The sequence below is a fragment of the Bradyrhizobium sp. 44 genome, from assembly GCF_023073095.1.
Lineage (GTDB): Bacteria > Pseudomonadota > Alphaproteobacteria > Rhizobiales > Xanthobacteraceae > Bradyrhizobium.
In genome coordinates this window covers 130,052-149,437 of the sequence record NZ_JADPIY010000020.1, presented here as the reverse complement: position 1 = coordinate 149,437, position 19,386 = coordinate 130,052, and the positions used below count along the sequence as shown (strand labels likewise).

At 61.1% G+C, this 19,386-nt stretch carries 11 protein-coding genes, 1 tRNA gene and 2 pseudogenes; 3 read left to right on the top strand and 11 right to left on the bottom strand.

Annotated elements, in window-relative coordinates; all coding sequences use genetic code 11:
- Positions 1–5: 5 nt before the first annotated feature.
- Positions 6–698 (bottom strand): hypothetical protein, encoded by a 693-nt coding sequence (locus tag IVB41_RS22885; protein WP_027567252.1) that lies wholly within the window; start codon positions 696–698, stop codon positions 6–8.
- Positions 699–820: 122 nt separating this feature from the next.
- A tRNA-Leu gene (locus tag IVB41_RS22880) sits at positions 821–924 on the bottom strand.
- Positions 925–2,645: 1,721 nt separating this feature from the next.
- On the opposite strand from IVB41_RS22880, the gene IVB41_RS35815 reads away from it, so the two are divergent.
- The gene (locus IVB41_RS35815; RefSeq protein ID WP_346015281.1) at positions 2,646–2,777 is read left to right on the top strand and encodes a hypothetical protein; all 132 of its coding nucleotides are present in this window, start codon (positions 2,646–2,648) and stop codon (positions 2,775–2,777) included.
- A 948-nt stretch (positions 2,778–3,725) separates the two neighbouring features.
- On the opposite strand, the gene IVB41_RS22870 is transcribed toward IVB41_RS35815, so the two are convergent.
- Positions 3,726–3,896 (bottom strand): SANT/Myb-like DNA-binding domain-containing protein, encoded by a 171-nt coding sequence (locus tag IVB41_RS22870; RefSeq protein WP_247435193.1) that lies wholly within the window; start codon positions 3,894–3,896, stop codon positions 3,726–3,728.
- A gap of 125 nt (positions 3,897–4,021) precedes the next feature.
- On the opposite strand from IVB41_RS22870, the gene IVB41_RS22865 reads away from it, so the two are divergent.
- Positions 4,022–4,273, top strand: coding sequence for a hypothetical protein (locus IVB41_RS22865; protein ID WP_247397300.1), 252 nt, complete (start codon positions 4,022–4,024; stop codon positions 4,271–4,273).
- 354 nt (positions 4,274–4,627) lie between these two features.
- Here IVB41_RS22865 and IVB41_RS22860 read toward each other — a convergent pair.
- From IVB41_RS22860 to IVB41_RS22835, 6 genes and pseudogenes are all read right to left on the bottom strand, one after another.
- Positions 4,628–5,875 (bottom strand): annotated as a pseudogene (locus IVB41_RS22860) (caspase family protein); the annotation flags it as partial.
- A gap of 501 nt (positions 5,876–6,376) precedes the next feature.
- On the bottom strand, positions 6,377–9,520 hold the full coding sequence (locus IVB41_RS22855; RefSeq protein WP_247435189.1) for an efflux RND transporter permease subunit: 3,144 nt from the start codon (positions 9,518–9,520) through the stop codon (positions 6,377–6,379).
- Between the two features lies 1 nt (position 9,521).
- Positions 9,522–10,844 carry an efflux RND transporter periplasmic adaptor subunit gene (locus IVB41_RS22850; protein ID WP_407062498.1) on the bottom strand — a complete coding sequence of 441 codons (1,323 nt, stop codon included), beginning with the start codon at positions 10,842–10,844 and terminating at the stop codon, positions 9,522–9,524.
- A 756-nt stretch (positions 10,845–11,600) separates the two neighbouring features.
- Complete coding sequence (locus IVB41_RS22845) at positions 11,601–11,966, bottom strand: hypothetical protein (RefSeq protein WP_247356218.1); 366 nt, start codon at positions 11,964–11,966, stop codon at positions 11,601–11,603.
- Between the two features lie 219 nt (positions 11,967–12,185).
- Positions 12,186–12,425, bottom strand: coding sequence for a hypothetical protein (locus IVB41_RS22840; protein WP_247398136.1), 240 nt, complete (start codon positions 12,423–12,425; stop codon positions 12,186–12,188).
- Between the two features lie 618 nt (positions 12,426–13,043).
- Positions 13,044–14,297, bottom strand: a complete 1,254-nt coding sequence (locus IVB41_RS22835; protein ID WP_247435186.1) for a sodium:proton antiporter — start codon at positions 14,295–14,297, stop codon at positions 13,044–13,046.
- Between the two features lie 1,218 nt (positions 14,298–15,515).
- On the opposite strand from IVB41_RS22835, the pseudogene IVB41_RS22830 reads away from it, so the two are divergent.
- A pseudogene (locus tag IVB41_RS22830) lies at positions 15,516–15,938 on the top strand (DNA ligase D); the annotation flags it as partial.
- Between the two features lie 136 nt (positions 15,939–16,074).
- Here IVB41_RS22830 and IVB41_RS22825 read toward each other — a convergent pair.
- A complete protein-coding gene (locus IVB41_RS22825) occupies positions 16,075–18,252 on the bottom strand; it encodes an adenylate/guanylate cyclase domain-containing protein (protein ID WP_247435183.1) in 2,178 nt (725 codons plus the stop codon).
- Between the two features lie 345 nt (positions 18,253–18,597).
- Positions 18,598–19,233 (bottom strand): response regulator transcription factor, encoded by a 636-nt coding sequence (locus tag IVB41_RS22820; RefSeq protein ID WP_247356206.1) that lies wholly within the window; start codon positions 19,231–19,233, stop codon positions 18,598–18,600.
- Between the last annotated feature and the right edge of the window lie 153 nt (positions 19,234–19,386).

Sequence of the window (19,386 nt, the reverse complement as noted above, 5' to 3'; positions counted from 1 at the left end):
ACGGCTCACGCACGGAACTGCCGTCGATAGGCGCCAGGCTCCTGCGCGACCGACTTCGTCACCTCGAACACCCGCCGCATCTCCTCTGCGGTCAGTGGTGCGGTCTGAGCGACCCAGGTTTCCCGCTTCACCGCCATGCATTGCGCGATCGGCGTCCCTTTCTGCAGCACGCCGTTGAAATTCACGTCGTGCCAGTGCACCGGGAAATGGATCCAACTGTCACGATATCGATCGCAATCGACGAGGCCGGTGAGCGTCGTGAAGGGCAGATCGAACCGATTGATCGGATGCATGAACAGAACCGAATAGCCTTCCGGCGCTTCGATCAGCCATGGGTTACGAAACTTGATGAGAAGCCGGTCCGGCTCGAACAACGGCGATCCCGTGACCTGACTCGAGTCGTGAAATCCCACGGGAGAGCGCGGGAAATCGAGCTCACCACCGGCTGGCAGGTCATTGTCCCAGGAAATTTCCCCGTTCTCAAACCTGACATCGCACATCAATGGGATCAGGAAGCCGCTCGTCATGGCATCGACGACCGGAGGACACCGCTTGACCGTATCCTCCTCGCGCTGATTGATCGCGTTGAAGGCCTGCGTCGGCATCGCCTTCAGCCAGGCAGGCAGGCCTAAACTCGCAGGGACCGGTGGCGGCAATTTGTCTTCAAGACCCGGCGGACAGCGGAACTTGAGGGTCATCGGCTCGTCGGGCACTTCTGTGCTCCCATTGTCGCCGGGCGAGCCCTAGGCCAGATGGCCAACAGACAATGCATCCGTTGCGATGCTTTTCGCGCGTGTGCTCAGCCAAGCCTACGAACAATTGGTCGGAGCGAGAGGATTTGAACCTCCGACCCCTAATCTCCGAGACTAAGGTAGAAAATTGATTTCACAAGCTATTTTTGCAAACGGCCTGATTTACCCCCCGTTGAGATCGCAGTGTTTTTCATATCCTTTGGCAACTGCTGTTCCGCAATCCGGCCGACCGGTACTTGTGGAAATGTGCATGCGGCCCGGTGCTGCCCCTCACACCTGCCTTAGGCTCCAATCGCGGCCACCCGAACAACTCGGACGTCTACCGGGGTCTCTGAAGCAGTTGAGATGTCGCCGGGTTCGAGCCCGTCACTGCCCTCCACGCCGGCCTCTCGCAACCCTTCGTGCCCAAGTGGGGTTCTGTTCTCATAAGTCGGGGGCTGGCCTGTTTCCATCCTCGGTGGCTTAGTTTGATTTTGGGAGTGACCTAGTTTGTTTTGTATCCCGAGGCCCGCCAGCGCCGGGGGGTGAGTTTGGCAGCTTAACGCACGATGTCGTGGATGCTCTGCCGTCCGGAGACCGAACCACGCGGATAACGAAACCCGGACCGCACGCTGGTTGGGCAAAGCTGCCTTCTGACGGAAGAATTGCTCCCAAGAGGCAGACGACCAATTTGATCGAAGCTTTTTTCAATGCTGGCGCTCCCGTGTAACGCCGCCTCAGTCGGCGGCCTCTCTCAGTTCACCAACCGGCGTCAAATTCCGATAGTTCTCGGTAGTCCGCCGGAGATGCGCCCCGGAACCGCCAAAGCTATGTCGCTGCGATCCAACCGGCTTGGGAATGAGACGCGGACCCGACAAGGACAGCCACCCCATCTTGATCTGCATGAAGTGCAGACGGCCGATGGATTACCTTGCCTTGCTGCCAGAGATCGTGAACCTACCCGCCGTCTATGCCTACAGGTGTTTCGATGTTGTCGCTCTCGATTGAGACCGCCTCCGTTCACGGCCCTTATCCACACCCACCACACGCAGTAGCTCGACACCGTTCCGACCTCCTACCAATCGGTCATTTGCCAGCGGTGCCTGGCGGCGCTTTGATGCCGGCATGGTCTCGGTCCGCATCCGCAAACACGAAGCTGTGCCCCAAACCGGCAGCTACGAAGTCTATTTCGACGAGGGCCGGCCGAGCGTGTATTTTTACTGGGACGACGTCGCCGGACGGCGGCTCGGGCCTGACCGGCTGACCTGCGCTGAAGCACTTGAGCAGGCCCGCGCGTTCGCAAGAGCGGAGCTCGCCCGTTATCGAGAGACAGCGGCCAGACGTCCTGGGGCTAAGTTCTTGGGAAACTAAACGGCCCCTGTCGGTTCAGACAGGGGCCGCGCGGATGGATGGCATGAGGCTAAGGAGGAGGCTCTTAGGTGTCACGCCAAGGACCCGCCAGAACTGAAACGACCAATCAGATCTTCAGGATCACTGGGACTGCGACTAAAGTTTGCGCCCTCTTGGACCAGCGGAGCCTCTACGCCGCCGCTTGGTAACGGGCCGGTGAACGAAACCATCAGTTGATTGCGCGAAGCACGCCAGAAACAGACCGAGCGTACATTGCCTCGTGTTTGAAGATGTGGATTTCAAAATGATCATAATTAAATTGGTTGCAGTCGCTCTCGGTGCAGGATTTCTGTTCTCAATGTATTCTGGCGACCTCGGCGCGGATGTCGTGCTGGCTATTGTTTCCTGCCTTGCATAAAGCGCTCAAAAATAGGCCCGCCGTCCTGGGAGCCGGCGGGAGTTCGTAACTGATGTTATTGGCGGTCGGCGGGCACCGATCACCCAAGTTACTTATCCGAGTCGCGGTCGTGTGCGGCCCTTCTCGTCAGATGCCGGTACCGCAACTTGCCTGACGGCCGCCCCGTCAAGATCACGCTGGGCGAGATGCGCGCGGCCGGCGTTCGTGGTCTCATCGTCTTCTGCCTGCACAACGACAGCCACAACGTGATCCTCGGCCGCGAGGTCGTCGACCAGTGAGCAGATGAGGTCAGGTTCTCCGATCTTGAACCCCGCTTCGTCTGCAAGGCGTGTGGAAAGCGTGGTGCCGACGTCAGGCCAGGCAGCGAGCCCACCATAGCCGCTGTCGTCCTGCCGCATGAAGATGCGGGGTGCCGTTCTCGCGCATCGCAGGATTGTTCCCTACGCCGGAACCGAAATGAACCTGTGTCACTTGATGGTGCAGCAGGAGGGGCAGCCATGTGCGACAAGTGCATTGAGCTGGACGGCAAGATCGAACACCTCCAGGCGCTCTCGAATGGGTCACCGACCAGGCGACCATGGAGGCGATCACCCAATTGGTGCAGGAGCACCAAGCGCAGAAGCTCGAACTGCACCCGGAGGATCAATAGTAAGGCCAGCTCAATTGGTGCTGGTTGCATCTGAGATATTTATTTCGTCTGGAGTCTCAAATGAGATTGCGGGGTCGGAAACGGTAAGGTGATAAGCGACCCCGAGTGACACGTCGGATACGGGGGCTATGGCTGAATATCGCCTTTATCGGGTGGACAAAGGCTGGACACGTTCTGGGACCGCCCGAGGTAATCTTGGGCGACGATGACCAAGCCGCCATTGCCGAGGCGCAACGATACGTGGACGGCGTGGCGGTTGAATTGTGGGATCGCGCCCGCCGTGTAGCGTTTCTCCCTCCCGTGGAGTGAGGCCGTTGCAGGGAGCCGCCTCCACCTCGCGGAGCGTACGGTCGGCCCATTAGGCCTCTAGATCGATTGTCTGCGGAGCGAGTCGTGCTTGGGATGATCCTCATGGCGGCCATCGGCCTGACGATGTTCGGATCGATTATCGCCCTGTTCGAGACCACGCGGCACTGGATCGCAGGCGGTCGTAGAGGCGAGCGCAAGAGTAAGCCCAGCCTGACTGCTGCGCCAGGACACGCCGACTGCTCGCCTTAGCTGCGCCGCTTCTGAGTCACTAGCCGCAGTGGAATGTTAGCAGATGTGCGCGGACTCGTACGGCCGGTTCTGTCCTGCCCAGCGCGCGGGCGATTTCGTCCGGTCGGCTCCCCGCTGCCGCCAGTTCCAGGAGGCGTGCGTGCTCTTGCGGCGTCCACCGTCTCACAAGCGGGTAACGCGACTGATCCATTGCCCCAGCGGCCTCCAACCGGTTGCCAGCCTGTTACACTCCGTCGAGTCGCACATTCACATATGAGGTCCGACGATCCTTGATCGCGTCCTGGACTGGTTGGTAGCCAAGAACTCGGAACGATAATGCGTGCCGCCGCTTGGGGCAAAGCGATGTCGGACAGCTCCATCATTCTCTTTCCTGGCATGATCAAGCCGCTGCGTTTAGCGCGGGTCTACGGCTATCTGATCCAGCGCAGCGACGGCCTGTATCACCCAGGCGGCAGTCAGCCGGTATGCACAATGTCGCTGGCGCGGAAGATGGTCGAAGGCGGCTGGCTCGAACAGCATGGCCAGCGCTACGAGCCCACTCAGCAAGGTCTGCGGGTGGCCGAATGAAGCACCAGTTCAGACGAGAACGCCGCCTCTATCAGCCAGCGGCGGGGTGCTCTCCTGAAAAGAAACGGCCCCAGCACTTGGAGGCCTTGGGGGGCAATCTCTGCTGGGGCCGCTTCACCGCGCCGGGTCCGGAGCGGAGTTCCAGACTGACGCTCTTCCTGGCTCGCCGCGTTTGCATAAGTTTTCGGGCCGTTGGGGCTAACGGCTCTCCAACGCTGCCGCAGCGTCTCGATCGCGAGGCCCGCACAAGCCGGCGCCTAAGCACTCCACTCGCCACCGCATCGCGGACCTGAGCCAGGGGGCCCACATCATCTCCGAGAAGAGCCGGCGGGCAGCATCTCACTAGCTGAGTTCTCAATTGCAGATTTCTGCGTTGCCGCCACCTGTTCCTCCACCGGCCCAGCCTGAACGAATTTCAAGCCTGCACCCCTTTCTAACCGCTCGGCAGTTGCCTTGGTCGCCGCAAATGATTTGGCCTGTAGCTTGCGGCTTTGGCGGCGTGGTGTCGCTCTTGGCACGCTCTGTTCGATCCCGCTCTTGTTCCTGGCGTTTCGCGACCGGCTTCTTGTCTTGTACCTTCTCGCATTCGTTGTCGTCGTTGACGCGAAAGCCGGCCCGACAGGCAATTTTTGCGCAGGTGTCGCCGTCAGCCTTGAAACCGTGGTCGCAGACTAGCGGGCAGACTCGACCGGCCTTGGCCTTGATGGCTCCGAGGGCGTCGAAGCTCGCGAGCTTGGCGTCGAACTTCGTGCCAGCGTACTTGTTGAACGTCGAGAGCGACCGCTGCGACGATGCATTCCAGTCGCCATCCGCAGCGGCGGAGAGGCAACCGACGCGACGTAGCTCCGATTGCACCAGCTTTACTGTCTCCTGAGGGGAGAAACTCGGCTCTGGGGAGGTCGGCGCGATTGCCGCGACCTTCTGCTCGCTCTCGACCTGCGCCTTCTTATCGGCCTTCTGCTTCGCGGCCAGTTCGGCCGCGGTCTTGTTGCTGGCGACTTTGTCGGCAAGGGCTTTCTCGGCGGCTTGCTTGTCGGCGACCGCCTTGGCGACGGCGGCCTCCGCATCCTTTCTCCGCTGCTCGGAGGCGGCTGCTTTCGCCTCCTCGATCTGCTTGGCCTTCTCGGCGGCCAGACGAGTATCCTCCGCGACCTTGGCGGCGGCTGCCGCTTTGTCCTGCTCGGTCTTTTTCGCTCGGTCGGCCGCGAGCCTGGCCTTCTCGTCCTCGGCCTGGCGAGCTTTGTCCGTTGCTGCCGCACGCGCCTCCTCCGCCGCAATCCGGTTGAGCTGGGCCTTTGCCAGATCGGTGTAAAACCCGCTCGGGTAACGATTGAGAAAGGCCGTCCAGACATCCCGGGTGCCAAGCTGAAGCGCCAGCTCGTAGTCGCGCCGGATTTCACTATCCGGGCTCGCCTGCGGTCCAGTGGCGGCAGGCTTCGCCGGCACAAGCGGGACATCGTCGCCGCCGAGAGAGCCATAGACGTAAGGCTCCTGCTTGTAGCCGGTGTTCTTCAAGACGTCGTCCCGGACGAAGCCGAACGCTTTGCGCAGATCGAGTCCCGGCGTCGGCAGTCGCTCGACCAGTGCCGTCGAGAACGGACTGGTCAGGACGTGGACATTGCCCTGCTCCGCCTGAACTACCGCTGGGGCGGCCCGGTCATCGCGAAGTACTGATCGAGGATCAATCGCAGGGGTCAAAGCCCTGGGATGGACCGGGGCGTTTCTACGTCGAGCGTGCGGTGCATCGGTCCATTTCCCGATAGCGAGCGAACGCGAGAACGCGTCTTAAGCACCTGGCGCTCTCCTGAAGCAGGCGGTCCCAGGCCGGGCGAAGCTACTTAGGCTGGGCCGCTTGGGGACTGAGGGGTGGACTGCGCCCCGTGCCCTGAAACGCATGCACAGCCAATTTGGAGAGTGCATGCTTGCTATCCGAGCAGGACCTACCAGCGCGACATGGCGCACGAGGGCTCGCAATGTTTGATCATGAAATCGCTGCGCTGCTCCGCACCACCGCCCGAGACCGAGATTGGCTTGCACTCTCGCTGTTGCACCTGGTGCATGATGAAACTGCGCGACCAACAAGGTGGTCACGCGGATCTCCGCCTATTCGGCTGCCTGCGGCCTACTCCGGTTCCCGCTCAGCCGGGCCTTTGCCCACTCCCGCATGTGCTGAAAGGACACGTAAAGCATTGGGATCAGGAAGATGCCGATCGAACTCGCGGCCAGCATCCCACCGAACACCGCCGTTCCCACGGCGCGGCGACTCAGCTCGGCAGCCCCCGTCGCAAAGACAAGTGGAACCAGCCCGAGAATGAAGGCGATCGAAGTCATCATGACTGCGCGGAAGCGCATGCGCGCGCCGAGAACAGCCGCGTCCACGACCGATACGCCAGCCTCGCGTTGCTCCTTGGCGAATTCGACAATCAGGATGCCGTTCTTGGCTGCCAGGGCAATCAGGACCACAAGGCCGATTTGGGCATAAAGGTCGACATTGAGCCGTGCCACGATGAGGGCCACATAGGATCCGAGCACGCCCACCACGACCGACAGCAGCACTGGCACCGGGATCGTCCAACTTTCGTAAAGCGCCACCAGGAAGAGATAAGCGAACAGGACGGCCAAGCTCAGGACAACGCCGGTCTGCCCAGACGCCTGCTGCTCCTGGAACGCCGTGCCGGTCCATTCGTAAGAATAGCCCGCGGGCAAGGTCCTGCTCGATATATCCTGCATCGCCGTAATCGCTGTGCCGGTCGAGACGCCTCCCGCGGGAGAACCGTTGATCGTGATCGAACGATAGTTGTTGTAGCGGCTGATAACCTGCGGCCCCTGTACGATCTTGGCACTCGCGATCGAGCGCAGCGGGACCATCTCGTTGCGTGCATTGCGGATGTAGATCTGCCAGAGCGCGGAAATGTCGGCCCGGTCCTTCGCCTCGCCTTGCACGTTCACCTGCCAAGTCCGGCCGAACAGGTTGAAGTTATTCACATAGACCCCTCCGAGCGTCGCCTGCAGAGCGGTAAATATGTCGCTCATGCTAAGCCCGAGGACCTCGGCCTTGGCGCGGTCGATCTCGAGATAGATCGAGGGATTATTCGCCGAAAAGGTCGAGAACACATGGGTCAGGCGCGGGTCCTGGTTCGCTGCGGCAATCAGACCGTTCATGACGCCGTTCATGGCCGTGGGATCCTGGCCCTCCAGCGCTTGCAGCTGGTATTCGAAGCCGCCACTGGTCGATAGTCCGATGATCGGCGGCAGATTGAAGGCGAGCACGTTGGCCTGCCGTATCTGGCTGCCTGCCGCAAAGGTCTTCGCGATCAGCGCTTGTGCAGATTGGGCGACGCCTTCCCTCTCCGCAAACGGCTTCAGGCGCACCACGAGCAGCGCAGCGTTCGGCTCCGCGCCGCCATCAAGCAGGGAGAAGCCGATGATCGACAGGACATGATCGACTCCTTCGAGCTGGCGCAGCTTGTTCTCGACTTCGCCCGTGACCTCGCTGGTCCGGGGCACTGAGGCGCCATCCGGCAGCTGCACCATCACGAAGAACGCTCCCTGGTCCTCCTCGGGCAGAAAGCCTGTCGGCGTGACCAGCGAGAGACCGAATACGCCCGCGCCGCCGAATGCGACAAGGAGGACAGAGACAATGGCCATACGCAGGAGCCACCGCACTCCACCCGCGTAGCGGTCCCTCACCCAATCAATTCTGCTGAGCACGCGCCCCATAATCCCGCGGCGTGGCCCGGTATGGCGCAGAAACAGCGCGCAGAGTGCCGGAGACAACGTCAGGGCATTGATGGCGGAGATGGTCATCGCAGCGCTGATCGTCACCGCGAATTGGCGGAATAGCGTCCCTGAAATACCGGGAATGAATGCGATAGGCACGAAGACCGAAAGGAGTACCAGACTGATCGCGATGATGGGCGCGGTGATCTGGTCCATAGCTTTCTTCGTTGCCTCGGCCGGGGAAAGCTCCGGCTCGTCCGCCATCACGCGCTCGACGTTTTCGACGACGACGATCGCATCATCGACGACGATCCCGATCGCTAGCACAAGTGCAAGCAGCGACACTGTGTTTGCCGAGTAACCGAGAACGAGAAGAACGGCAAAAGCACCGATCAGACTGACGGGTACCGCAACGGCCGGAATGATGGTCGCTCGCAGATTGCCGAGAAACAGGAAGACAACGATGACGACCAGAACGAAAGCCTCGGCCAACGTCCGCAGCACTTCACCAATCGTGTCGCGAACGAAGGTCGTCGAATCGTGCACCACCTGATATCTCAGCCCTTCAGGGAACCGGGCTGACAGCCGGTCCAGGGTAGCCTGCACCGCATTCGCAGTCGTAACAGCGTTGGCTCCAGGCGCCAGATAAATCCCGATCGGCACACCGGGCTTGCCATCGATCCTGGCCTCGCTGTCGAGATTCTGCGCACCTATCTCGACGCGCGCGACGTCCCGTATCCGCAGCACCGAACCGTCTGGATTGGCCCGCAGCACGATATCGCCGAATTGCTCGGCGGAAGCGAGACGTCCCTGCGTTTGAACGTTGAACTGGAATTGCTGCTGGTCGCTGATGGGACGTGCGCCGATACGCCCCACCGGCGCTTGCACGCTTTGTGCGCGTATCGCACTGATCACATCGCTCGGCGCGAGGTTCAGGCTGGTCAGCCGTTGGGTGTCGAACCAGATCCGCATCGAATAATTCATGCGAGCGAACAGATTGGCCTGGCCGACGCCCGGCGTTCTTGAAATGGCATCGAGCAGGTTGATGATCGCGTAATTGGTGATGAACAGCGGGTCCTGCTGGCCGTTCTCGCTGTAAAGGACCATGAACTGCAGAACCGCGGATGAGCGCTTCTGAACCGTCAATCCCTGCGCCTGCACCTCGGAGGGCAGCTGGGACAGCGCCGTCTGCACGCGATTGTTGACATTTACGGTGTCGATGTTCGGGTCGGTTCCCAGTGCGAACGATACCGTAAGGCTGTAGCTGCCGTCGCTGCCGCTGGTCGACCTCATATAGAGCATCTGGTCGACCCCGACGATCTGGGCTTCGAGCGGCTGAGCAACGCTCGACTCGACTACCGCGGCGGAAGCACCGGGAAAGACGCCGGATACGGTCACCTGCGGCGGCACGATGTCGGGGAATTGTGCAACCGGGATGCGCGAGAGGGCCAACGCCCCGGCAATCGTGATGACGAACGCAATCACGATGGCAAGTCGTGGGCGGTCGATGAAGACGGCGGAGATCATGTCAGCGTCCGCCATCCGGATTGCGCGATGGACTGGCGCTGTCCTTTTGCGCCGGGTTGGCCGCAGTGCCGACCGTCGTCGAACTTCCTACAGCAGGTCCGGCTCCCGGCGAGTTCCCGCTAGCTGCGCTACTGCCCTCGACTGCCGCCGGTTCAGTTCCTTTCATCAGAGCCTGAAGCTGCGCGCTGGGCGCTCCTGGCGCCACTTTCGCTCCCGCCCGAACGCGCTGCAAGCCTTCGACGATGACGCTGTCGCCTTGCTGCAGACCGGTGATGACGCCGGCCAGCGTCGGGGTGGACTGGCCGAGCTGGATTCGGCGCTGCTCTGCCGTGTCGTCTTTGCCGACAACAAAAACGTAGCTGCCTTGTTGGTCGGATAGCACAGCTGCGCGCGGCACCGCGAGCACCTCGATCGGCTGCACGCCTTCGAGCAGAACCGTGACGAACTCGCCATCGAACAGCTCGCGGATGGGCGTTCCGCTGCCCTTGACCTCCTGGTTCGGCGGATTGGCGATCTCACCCCGCAGGACAATCGTGTCGGTATTGGCTGTGACCGTGTTGTTGGCGAAATTGAGCTGGCCGGTGGTGCCGTACATCCGCCCGTTCGGCAATTGCAAGCGAATGACGACGGCATTGAAGCCGCCTCGCGGCGCATAGCGGTCTCGGAGGATCAGCGCTTCCCGCACCGACACCGGAAAGGTGACGTACATGGGGTCTTGGCTGACGATGGTCGTGAGCACGCCGGACGAAGGGCTCACCACATTTCCTTCGGTCACCGCGCTGCGCCCGATCTTTCCCTCGATCGGCGAGCTGATATCCGTATAGCCGAGATTGATCTGGGACGCCTCCACTTGTGCCTGTGCCGCTTGCACCTGGGCTTCCAGGCTGCGCTGGTTTGCAATCGCTGCGTCATAGTTGGACTGCAAGCCAGCGGGGCCGCTGAGCAAGGTGCGGGCCCGTTCGGTGGTGAGCTTCGCATTCTCCAATGTCGCTTGCAGCTGCGCGACTGCCGCTTGCTTCGAAGCAAGGTCTGCCTGAAACAGCCCTTTCTCCAGTTCATACAGCTTGTCACCGCTCTTGACCTCGTCGCCCTCCGTAAACAGCCGCTTTTGGAGGAAGGCTGTTACGCGGGCGACGACGTCAACGTGGCGAACCGCTTCGACCCTGCCCAGAAATTGTTCAGTCTCCGTCATCGGGCGCCGCGTGGCTTGGACGACGCCGACCGCAACGGGACCGGGCGCCGGGCTCTGTGCACATGCAGGCGGAGCAAGAACAGCGATTGCGAAGCCGAGGGCCCACGCTCTGAACTCGGGTTGAACCAACATGTGGTCCTCAACGGTTGGCAGCTGTCAGACTTGATCAGCCGGGGCGAACCAATCCGCGATCGCCCTGCAGATGTTCTCGTGAGCTTCTTCTAAGGAGCGCGGTTCCCGTGCCAACGCGAATTAGTCACGAAGGTTCAATTCGCCAACACGTCCGGACCGACAGAAGCTCCGACCGCTAACCGCTCCAAAGCAAAACCCTAACTTAAGTTGAAGACCGCTGTCAGCGTGCCATGCACGTGATGTCCGAAAGGAACGACCATGCGCCGCGAAGATTTTTGTTAATCGCGCCGGTCGCGTGCGCAAGGGCACTGGCGAGCACACCCACTCAATGGATTCCAACGGAGCCGCAGCATGAAAAACACGGGAACCGAGCCTACAGGCTCGTCGGGCATTAGCTCGTGCTGCAGCCGGGAGGTACGGCGCCCGCCAATCGGACCCGGTGTCACCCAAGGCGCTATCGGAACGGGAGGCGGAAGCACAAACGATCGCGCAACCGGGAATGCCAGAGCAGATGAACCGAAGCCCTCCAATCTGGAGCAGAATAGCAAGCCCTAGCGGCCGTTACTTACGGTGCGCCTAACCGGCCGCTCGCCGACGACAATCACTCCTGGCACCCAAAACAACAGCTTGGACGGCGCGGATGTTATTGGCGGCTTCGCTGAGCAGGTCGGGTTCGGCAGGTCTTTTAGCGGCTGGATATTGCCGAGGCAAAGATCCGGGAGCCTTCTCGGGCGGGATGCCCTACGTCCTCCTGCATCAGGTCAAGTTTGTCGGGGCTCGTTCGCCTCCATTTCTTCTGGTCGAGACGACGACCAGGAAGGAGAGCACACCGAGGCCGCCGACCACAAGCCGACTATTCTGCGGAAAAGGGATGAGCACGCTGCCAACAAGCATGAGGGCCGCGAACAGCTTGTCGAGAGCGAGGTGGATTCGAAACGGAATGACAGGCAGGAGGCCGAGCTCGTACTCGGTCAGCAGACTGTAAAACAGCGCCGCCGCCCCAAGTACCAGAAGGAACGCCTTGGACGTGCCATGCATGCCATAGATGTATGGCAACCCGAGCACGACGAGCGCGACCACGTAGTCGGCAACACCGTGCATTACCGTCGGAAGGAAGCGCATTGCGTATACTCCGGCTTGCGTTGTCGAGATCATCTTGCCGGGCTGCACCCCAGACGTTTTCCCGATCGTATGATCGAACACACCGGATCGGAAAACGCTGTCGCGACTTGCCGGAGCGATACAGGAACGTGGCGCTGGCGCTCAGTCGGAGCCGCTTCCTGCGACGCTAGGCCAAGCCGACTGCGGCTCGACCTGCACCGCCTTGATTGCCCACGCTTGCTACTTCTGGCCCGACGGGGCTTGAGCGTTCGAGTTGTTGGGATTCGTGTTGTTGGAGTTCTGTTTGTTCGCTTCATGGTGTCCGATCGCGCATCCCGCGGCGGCGCCGAGTTTGCCGTGCCCCGCCATATGGCCCGCAACACCGCCCGCGATGGCGCCCTTGATGCATCCCTTGGCATTGGCCGGCGGGACCTGGACAAACGCGAACAACAGAAAAGCGATGGCTAACTTGGCTTTCATGACGTCCTCCGAGCTGGAAATGAACGGGAATAACGCACTTCATCGTTAGCGCCTGCCCTGGTCTCGTCGAAGCTAGGGCACTTAACGCGCTCACCAATGGTGATGCCAATGTCGGTGACCCCACGGCCGGCCGTAGTAGGCATAGCCGGGACGGAACGCACGACGGTATCCATAGTAGGCAGGTCCGTAGCCGTAGCCGACGGTCGTGTATCCATAGCCAGGGGCAAAGCCGTCATCGTAGCCCCAGCCGCCATACGCCGGCGCGTAGCCGACCGCGGCGTACGGGCCATAATCGCCGTAGTAGCCATAAGGACTTGCGCATATGCGGCGGTTGCAAGTCCCCCGATGACTGCACCGGCTGCAAAACCTCCGATCGCCGGACCGAAGCCGCCCCGCGCCTCTGCCGGACTTGGCGCCGCCAGTGATCCCAGACCCAGAGCGCCAATCGCGGCCAAAGCAAAAGCCGTCTTCCTCATTCAAACCTCCTTGGTGGTGTGTGCCAACCCAACGACGCTCCGAAAACAAGGTTGCTATTTGCGCGACGCGCAGGGGCGGCGGCGTCCCTGCAATGGCTCGGCTCGGCGGGAGCTCGACCCAATCGCCATCGAACGGGAAGCTTCACCGAACCTGATCCTTGAAATGCGTCAGCCCGACCACCCGTTGCAACGTCAGGCCCTGTACAACAATCGAGAACACGACAACCGCGTAGCAGATCGCCAGAAGCTCGCTCTTCCATTCGCTCGAGCCAGTACTCAGGGCCAACGCCACCGACACGCCTCCCCGCAGCCCGCCCCAGGTCAGGATGGCAATTGCGGGCCAGCGGTTCGGATTCCTGGCATGAAGCCAAAGCGCAGTGCCCACGATGCTGGCAGCGCGAACGGCAAGGCTGAGGGGAATAGCGAATGCCATGACCAACAAGGTCGAGCTTCCAAGACGGGCCAGCCCGAGCATTTCAAAACCGATCAGCAGGAACAACAGAGAATTCAGGATCTCGTCGACAACCGACCAGAACAGGGCAAGGTTGCGGCGCGTTTGTTCACTCATCGCTTTGCGCCGTCCGCGACTGCCGATCAGAAGACCGGCAAGGACCACGGCGATCGGACCCGAGGCGCCGAGCGCATTGGCGAGCGCATAAGAACCACTCGCCAGAGCCAGGGAGATCGTGATTTCTAGGGGGTATTCATCGATCCGCTTCATTGCCAGATAAGCGATCCAGCCGCTCGCGGCGCCGACGATGACGCCGCCGCCCATCTCACGCAGGAAATCGAGGCCAATAGAACCGAATGTGGGTTGCTTCCCAGTCGCGTAGGCCAGTGCGGCCTGAAACAGGACCACCGCCACACCGTCGTTGAAGAGGCTCTCTCCTGCCATGATGGCCTGCAACTGCTTGGACAATCCGACGCGTGCGAGGATAGCACTGACGGCAACAGGATCGGTTGGCGCAAGGATGGCCCCGAGCACCAGTGCCCAGGAGAATGGCATCCCCACCCCCGCCAGGGCGAAAGCGGCGTAGATTCCTGATCCGAACAGCACCGTCGCAATCACTACGGCGGCGGTCGCTAGAAGGAACACGGTGATCTTGCGGGACCACAGCGCGGAAACGTCGACCTGCAAAGTGCCCGCAAAAAGCAGGAAGCACAGCACGCCGTTCAAAAGCGTGTCCGGTAGCTCTCGAATCCCCAGAATGTCCTGCAGGGCGAGGCGTAGGTTCAACCAAGGAAATAGATCACCTAAGCCCATCGCGAAAAGCGAGGCAACAAGCGCAACGACCGTCAATCCGATCGTGCCGGGCAAGCGTAGAAAACGCCGGTTCAGAAGCCCGAACACTGACGCGAGGCACAACAGCACGGCTAAGAAAGAGAGTGGCGACATGCCCGCGCCCGTTCATCCGCTCGTGCTGGGCTTTGCCCGCCTCATGACTCCGCAGTTCCGACGGCGCCAAACCTTCTGCGGCGCGTTGCGACTGCCCGGTGGCTTCGAAGTCTGGGCCGTCCGCAAACAGAAAAGCAGTACGCCGACCGATCGTTCCTGGCCGTGCCGGGTTGCCGATGTGAACCTTCGAGACCGTCGTTGCCCTACCCTCCGTTTCTTTCCAGCCGGACGAGCGCTCTTGCCGGCAAAGGTCTTCAGGCCTGACCGTCTCGAGTAGCAGGTGCACGCATGTCAAACGATTCGCGCGAGGGGAATGAACCAGCCCCTGTTCTTCTCATCGCTGTCGCAGTGGTTCCGGTGATCGCTGTCGCAGCTTGGTTCCTCTTTGGCTGATCTCGCGGCTGTCTTCACGACCCGGTTAGCGAACTGCAGCAGGGTTTCTTGACGGCCCGCTTCGCGATTTCGCCGCGCCTGTGCGCAAGGGTATCGATGTCTAGGACCCGCTTGCTCTTCGACCCGGGCGCTGAGATTATTTGTCTGGATCGGCCATTTCGCCCGGTGCGCGCTGTTCGCCCTTGTCCGTGAGCGTCGGAACCCACGTGCCGCGCGAAACCTAGCCCTCCTCTCTCGAACTTTCTCAAACCTTGCTGTAGCGAAACCGAACACTGCCGGAGTCAGCTGCGACTATCTGATGTACGTTAGACGATTAGGTTCCACTCAAACTCGGGGCGCAGGTAGAAATTAGGTTCCAGCTTCGCCAGCATGATCGACCGCCTTGTCCCAGAGAACTAGCGCTCGAGTCATCGAGATCTTTGAATGATATACTGGAGCGTCATTTCGTTCGGCGTCCCCTCCCCCTAGGATCATGATAAAGCGGGTAGCCCAGCCCGCTTGCATCGTGTGGAGCTCTAGGAAGCGCACGGAAGGCGGGGGGTTCAAGGACCCGTGCTCCAAAGCATTCGTTCAATCCAGCACAGGAGCGCCCGTTACTGCGTCCTCGACGGAACGCTTCAACGGCTTCGCGGTGAATCGGCATGTGTGCGGTGGCGTTGCGTCAGTCTCGTTTTGACGTATCGCGCGTCGTCGGCGCCCGCAGAGCTGCGCTTCCAGGTTACATCGAACCCTGTGACCCCACGCTACGCAACAGTCCGCCCCGAGGCGACGGTTGGGTATACGAGATCAAGGCGGACAGCTACCGCGCGCAGCTGCACCTGGAAGATGGCGAGGTCACAGTCTATTCTCGCGCACGCGTTCGATCTCCTTTACCTCGATGGCTACGATTTGCGCGGCGCTGCCTATGAAGATCGCAAGCAGTTGCTGCACCGGCTCCTGAAGAACGCTCCTGAGACATTCACGTATGTCGAAGCCCTTGCGGCCAATGGCAACGTGATCTTCGACAAGAGGTGCAAACTGGGCCTCGCAGGTCTAGTCGCCAAACGGCTGGGCGAACGGTACCGCTCGGGTCGGCAGGAGAGCTGGATCAAGCTCAAGTGCAAGAAGAGCGAGACCTTCTCAATCGTCGCCTTCGTGGAGAAGCTTGGGGCGCGCCCGCGCAAGGTCGCCTCCCTCTGCGTCGGCCGGCGCCAGAACGGCAAGCTGCTCTACGCCGGCAAGGTGCGTACCGGTTACACCGAGACGACGGCGCGCGAATTGCGCGAGCGGCTCGATCCATTGATCCGCAAGACTTCTCCGCTAGATGGGACACGAGCGCACATCATCGGCTTGATACGCGGTCTGCTCGGCATCGTAGAGCGTGCAGTTATCACAGCGTGGATGTTCATTCGTGTCTCTCAGTCTCTCGACAATCATTTTGCCAACCATTCAGCTGGAATGATGTCGAGCGGGGCGTTGTCGACTGAGCCATCGAGAAGGCTTCCATCCACTCTTTATCCTTTCGCTTCCTTGTACCAGCCGATGACGCGTATGCGCGCTCCCAATCCGCGACCAACGCCAGTTGCCGGTCCGTCACGTCCGTTCTTGCACATAAGAGCTCGTACACCTGAAAATTCGCGGAAAATCCCTTGGGGCTGATCCGATCGATGCTGCGGAAGAGAAACTCTTCCTCTACCCGCGCTTTGATGGTCTCGCTAACCAGTATCGTGGTCCCGTAGTCCCTGTTCAACCCTTCCAGGCGCGCAGCGAGGTTCACGGAAGCACCTACAGCTGTGTAGTTCATGCGGTCGCGCGAGCCGATGTTGCCGACTACAACGTCGCCGACGTGCAGACCGAACCGGGTCCGAAACGGAGGCAGACCTTCGGCCGCGAATTCGGCATTCAGCCGGCCGTTAGCTTTGACGCAGGCAAGCGCCGCGTGACATGCGTTGGAGACGTGCCGCTCGTCGTCAGTCGGCGCGTTCCAGAAGGCCATGACGGCATCGCCGATGAACTTGTCGACGGTGCCTTGTCTTGCCATGATTTCCTCGGAGAGCACGGAGAAGTAGCGCGAGGTCGTCCGCATCACGCTGGTGGGCTCGGCCGTTTCCGTGAGACCCGTGAAGTTCTCGACGTCCGTGAACATTACGGTCAGTTCCCGGCGTTCGCCGCCGAGCTCGATGGGAACTTCGCTTTCGACCAGTTGGCGGACCAGGCGCTTCGGAATGAAACTCGAGAACGTGCGGACCAAATTCTTCATGGCGGCAACAGAGTGGCCGAGATCGTCGATCTCGCGCACCACCGATCGGATGCGCGGACTCTCTGCGACGTCAAAGTGCCGAATGCGATCGGTTTCGATGGCAAGCGCCCTCATCCGCTTCGACATCATCGCGCCCATCCAGAGCACCATCGGCAGAACCGCCAAGACGAAGCCGAGCGCCGCCACGAACAGGCGCCGCCGTTCGCCTTCGATCTCCGAGTAGAATTCGTCGATCGGCGCGGACACCGCAAGTCGAAGATTGGCCGCCCCGGCCGAAGCGATGGTGCGGAATGCGGCGGCATGAGCCCGCCCACCTGAATCCTGGAATATCTGCTGGGTGATGCCCGTCGTCCTCCAAGCATCTACCGCTTTCGCGATCCCGATCCGATCGATGTCCGCGAGATGCGGCAGCAAGAGCGCACCGGCCGTCCCGCCAGTACGCCCTATGAGTTCCGAGATCTGCGGGTGGGCCAGCACGCGGTTCTCGTCATCGAACAGGATGACCGTGCCGGATTGCCCCAGTTGCTGTCTCCGGAGCAGCGCTTCGGCCTCGCCTGTCAGGACGTCGCCGGCGACTACGCCGCGCGGCGAGCCCGCAATCGGCATCCGAAGCGTGTAGCCAGGCTGGCCGATAGCGAAAAAGATGTAGGGCTCCGTCAGCGGCCGCAGGTCCTTCTCGAACGCTCCGGCGTACCAGGGCCGCCGGCGGGGATCGTAGTCGGTAGGACCTGGCCGCTGTGACATCGTCGTCAAATCCTCCCGCAGGAAATCGATGGTCGAGTCTGCGCCGTCCGGACCCGAGATCACGACCAGGCGGAATTTTGCCCCTTCTGGCGCCTCGCTCCGCAGGCGCGCGGCCTCTCCTCCCCGCCCGAGGTAGTCCATCTGCACAAATCTGCCGTCGTCGTAGCCGGCGTACAGACTGTAAAGGTGAAGGTTATTCCGGAGCATCGAAGCGAGCAGCGCGTAGAGCCTGGGGTTGTCACGGACAGCGGCCGATCGGACCGAAGGCAGATCATGCAGGATGTCCAGGCCGTTGCGGACCGCCATGAACTGAGCATCGATCCTGTCGGCCGATAACTGCGCGACGGTGTCCAAGAAGGATGCGGCAGCCGCCCGGGTGACGGCATCGATCCGCTCGAAACTGAGGTAGACCAATGACAGTCCGACGAACAGTACGGTTCCAACGAAGATCGCGCTGATCGACGTTCTGAATCCGATTCTGAGGTTGCGATCAAACAAACTTTGCCCCCGATGGTGTCTGCCGCCGAGGATGAACCGTTCCGACGAGATGGTCTCGCGGCTCGGCGCCTGCGCGGTCAATCAGGCCTGGATAACCTCGTACGTCAGATCGAAATGCTGGCCGTGCTCACTTCTCCGGTGGGCGCAGCGGCCCGTCCGCCCAGTTGCGCGCCGTAGGGTCGCGCAACGGGTCGTCGTCGCATTTGGCGCAGGTGTAGCGCAGCGGCCCCCTCGCCGGTTCGTCGGGCAAAACCCTCATCGGCCTGCCGCACTCGGGGCACGCCTGTCGTATCGAATACAGCCCTGCCAATTTATCTCCCCGCGTCAGGCCCTGCTTCACTGTTCGGACGTCGCGCCTGAAAGCTAGTTTCAAACGACGAGATGCGCGTCGGTTGTCGATGACGAACAAGGCGACTCCCTCGACACTCATGGCTCGACTAGTTTCTTGCGGATCGCGTAGCGAACAAGTTCCGCCGTAGAGGACATCCCAAGCTTGCGCATCGCCGCAGCACGGTGCGTCTCGACGGTCTTTACGCTCAGCTTCAAGATGCAACCGATCGATTTGTTCGTATGTCCCTCCGCGATGAGCTGGACCACACTCTGTTCCCGCGATGTGAGCAGTACGCTCGATCTATTTTGCTTGTTGATCTGATAGTTGCGTAGAAGTTTCTCAAGCAACACGCCCGTGAAGTAAGGCCTGCGTTCGAGCAAAGCGTCGATGGCGGACAACAGGTGCTCCTTCGCGTCGGATTTGAACAGAAAACCACGCACGCCAGCCAGAATAGCCTCCGTCAACAGCTCCTCGCTCTCATGCATCGTCAGAATTAACACTTCGACGCGCATGTGCATTGCACCCAGGCGGCGGCTGACTTCTAGCCCATTCATGACGGGCATAGAGTAGTCGGCGATCAGGATGTCCGGACGCGTCTCAACCGCCATAGCTAGTGCCTGCTCCCCGTCACACGCCTCGCCGCAAACGATCCAATCAGAGCGCAGTTGGACGATCGCGCGCAGGCCCGACCGTACAACCTCATGATCATCCGCAATTACGATGCGCTTCACGGCGGCGCTCCCGCATGTTGACCCAGATCCTATCGGGCAATCAACGGAGATGACCGGCAGCCAAGTCGGCCGACTGTATCGGCCATCTTTTGGAAAGTTATCCGACAAAACCCTGAAACTGGGTCGCGGATGTTTCTACCGCCTGATGGTCGA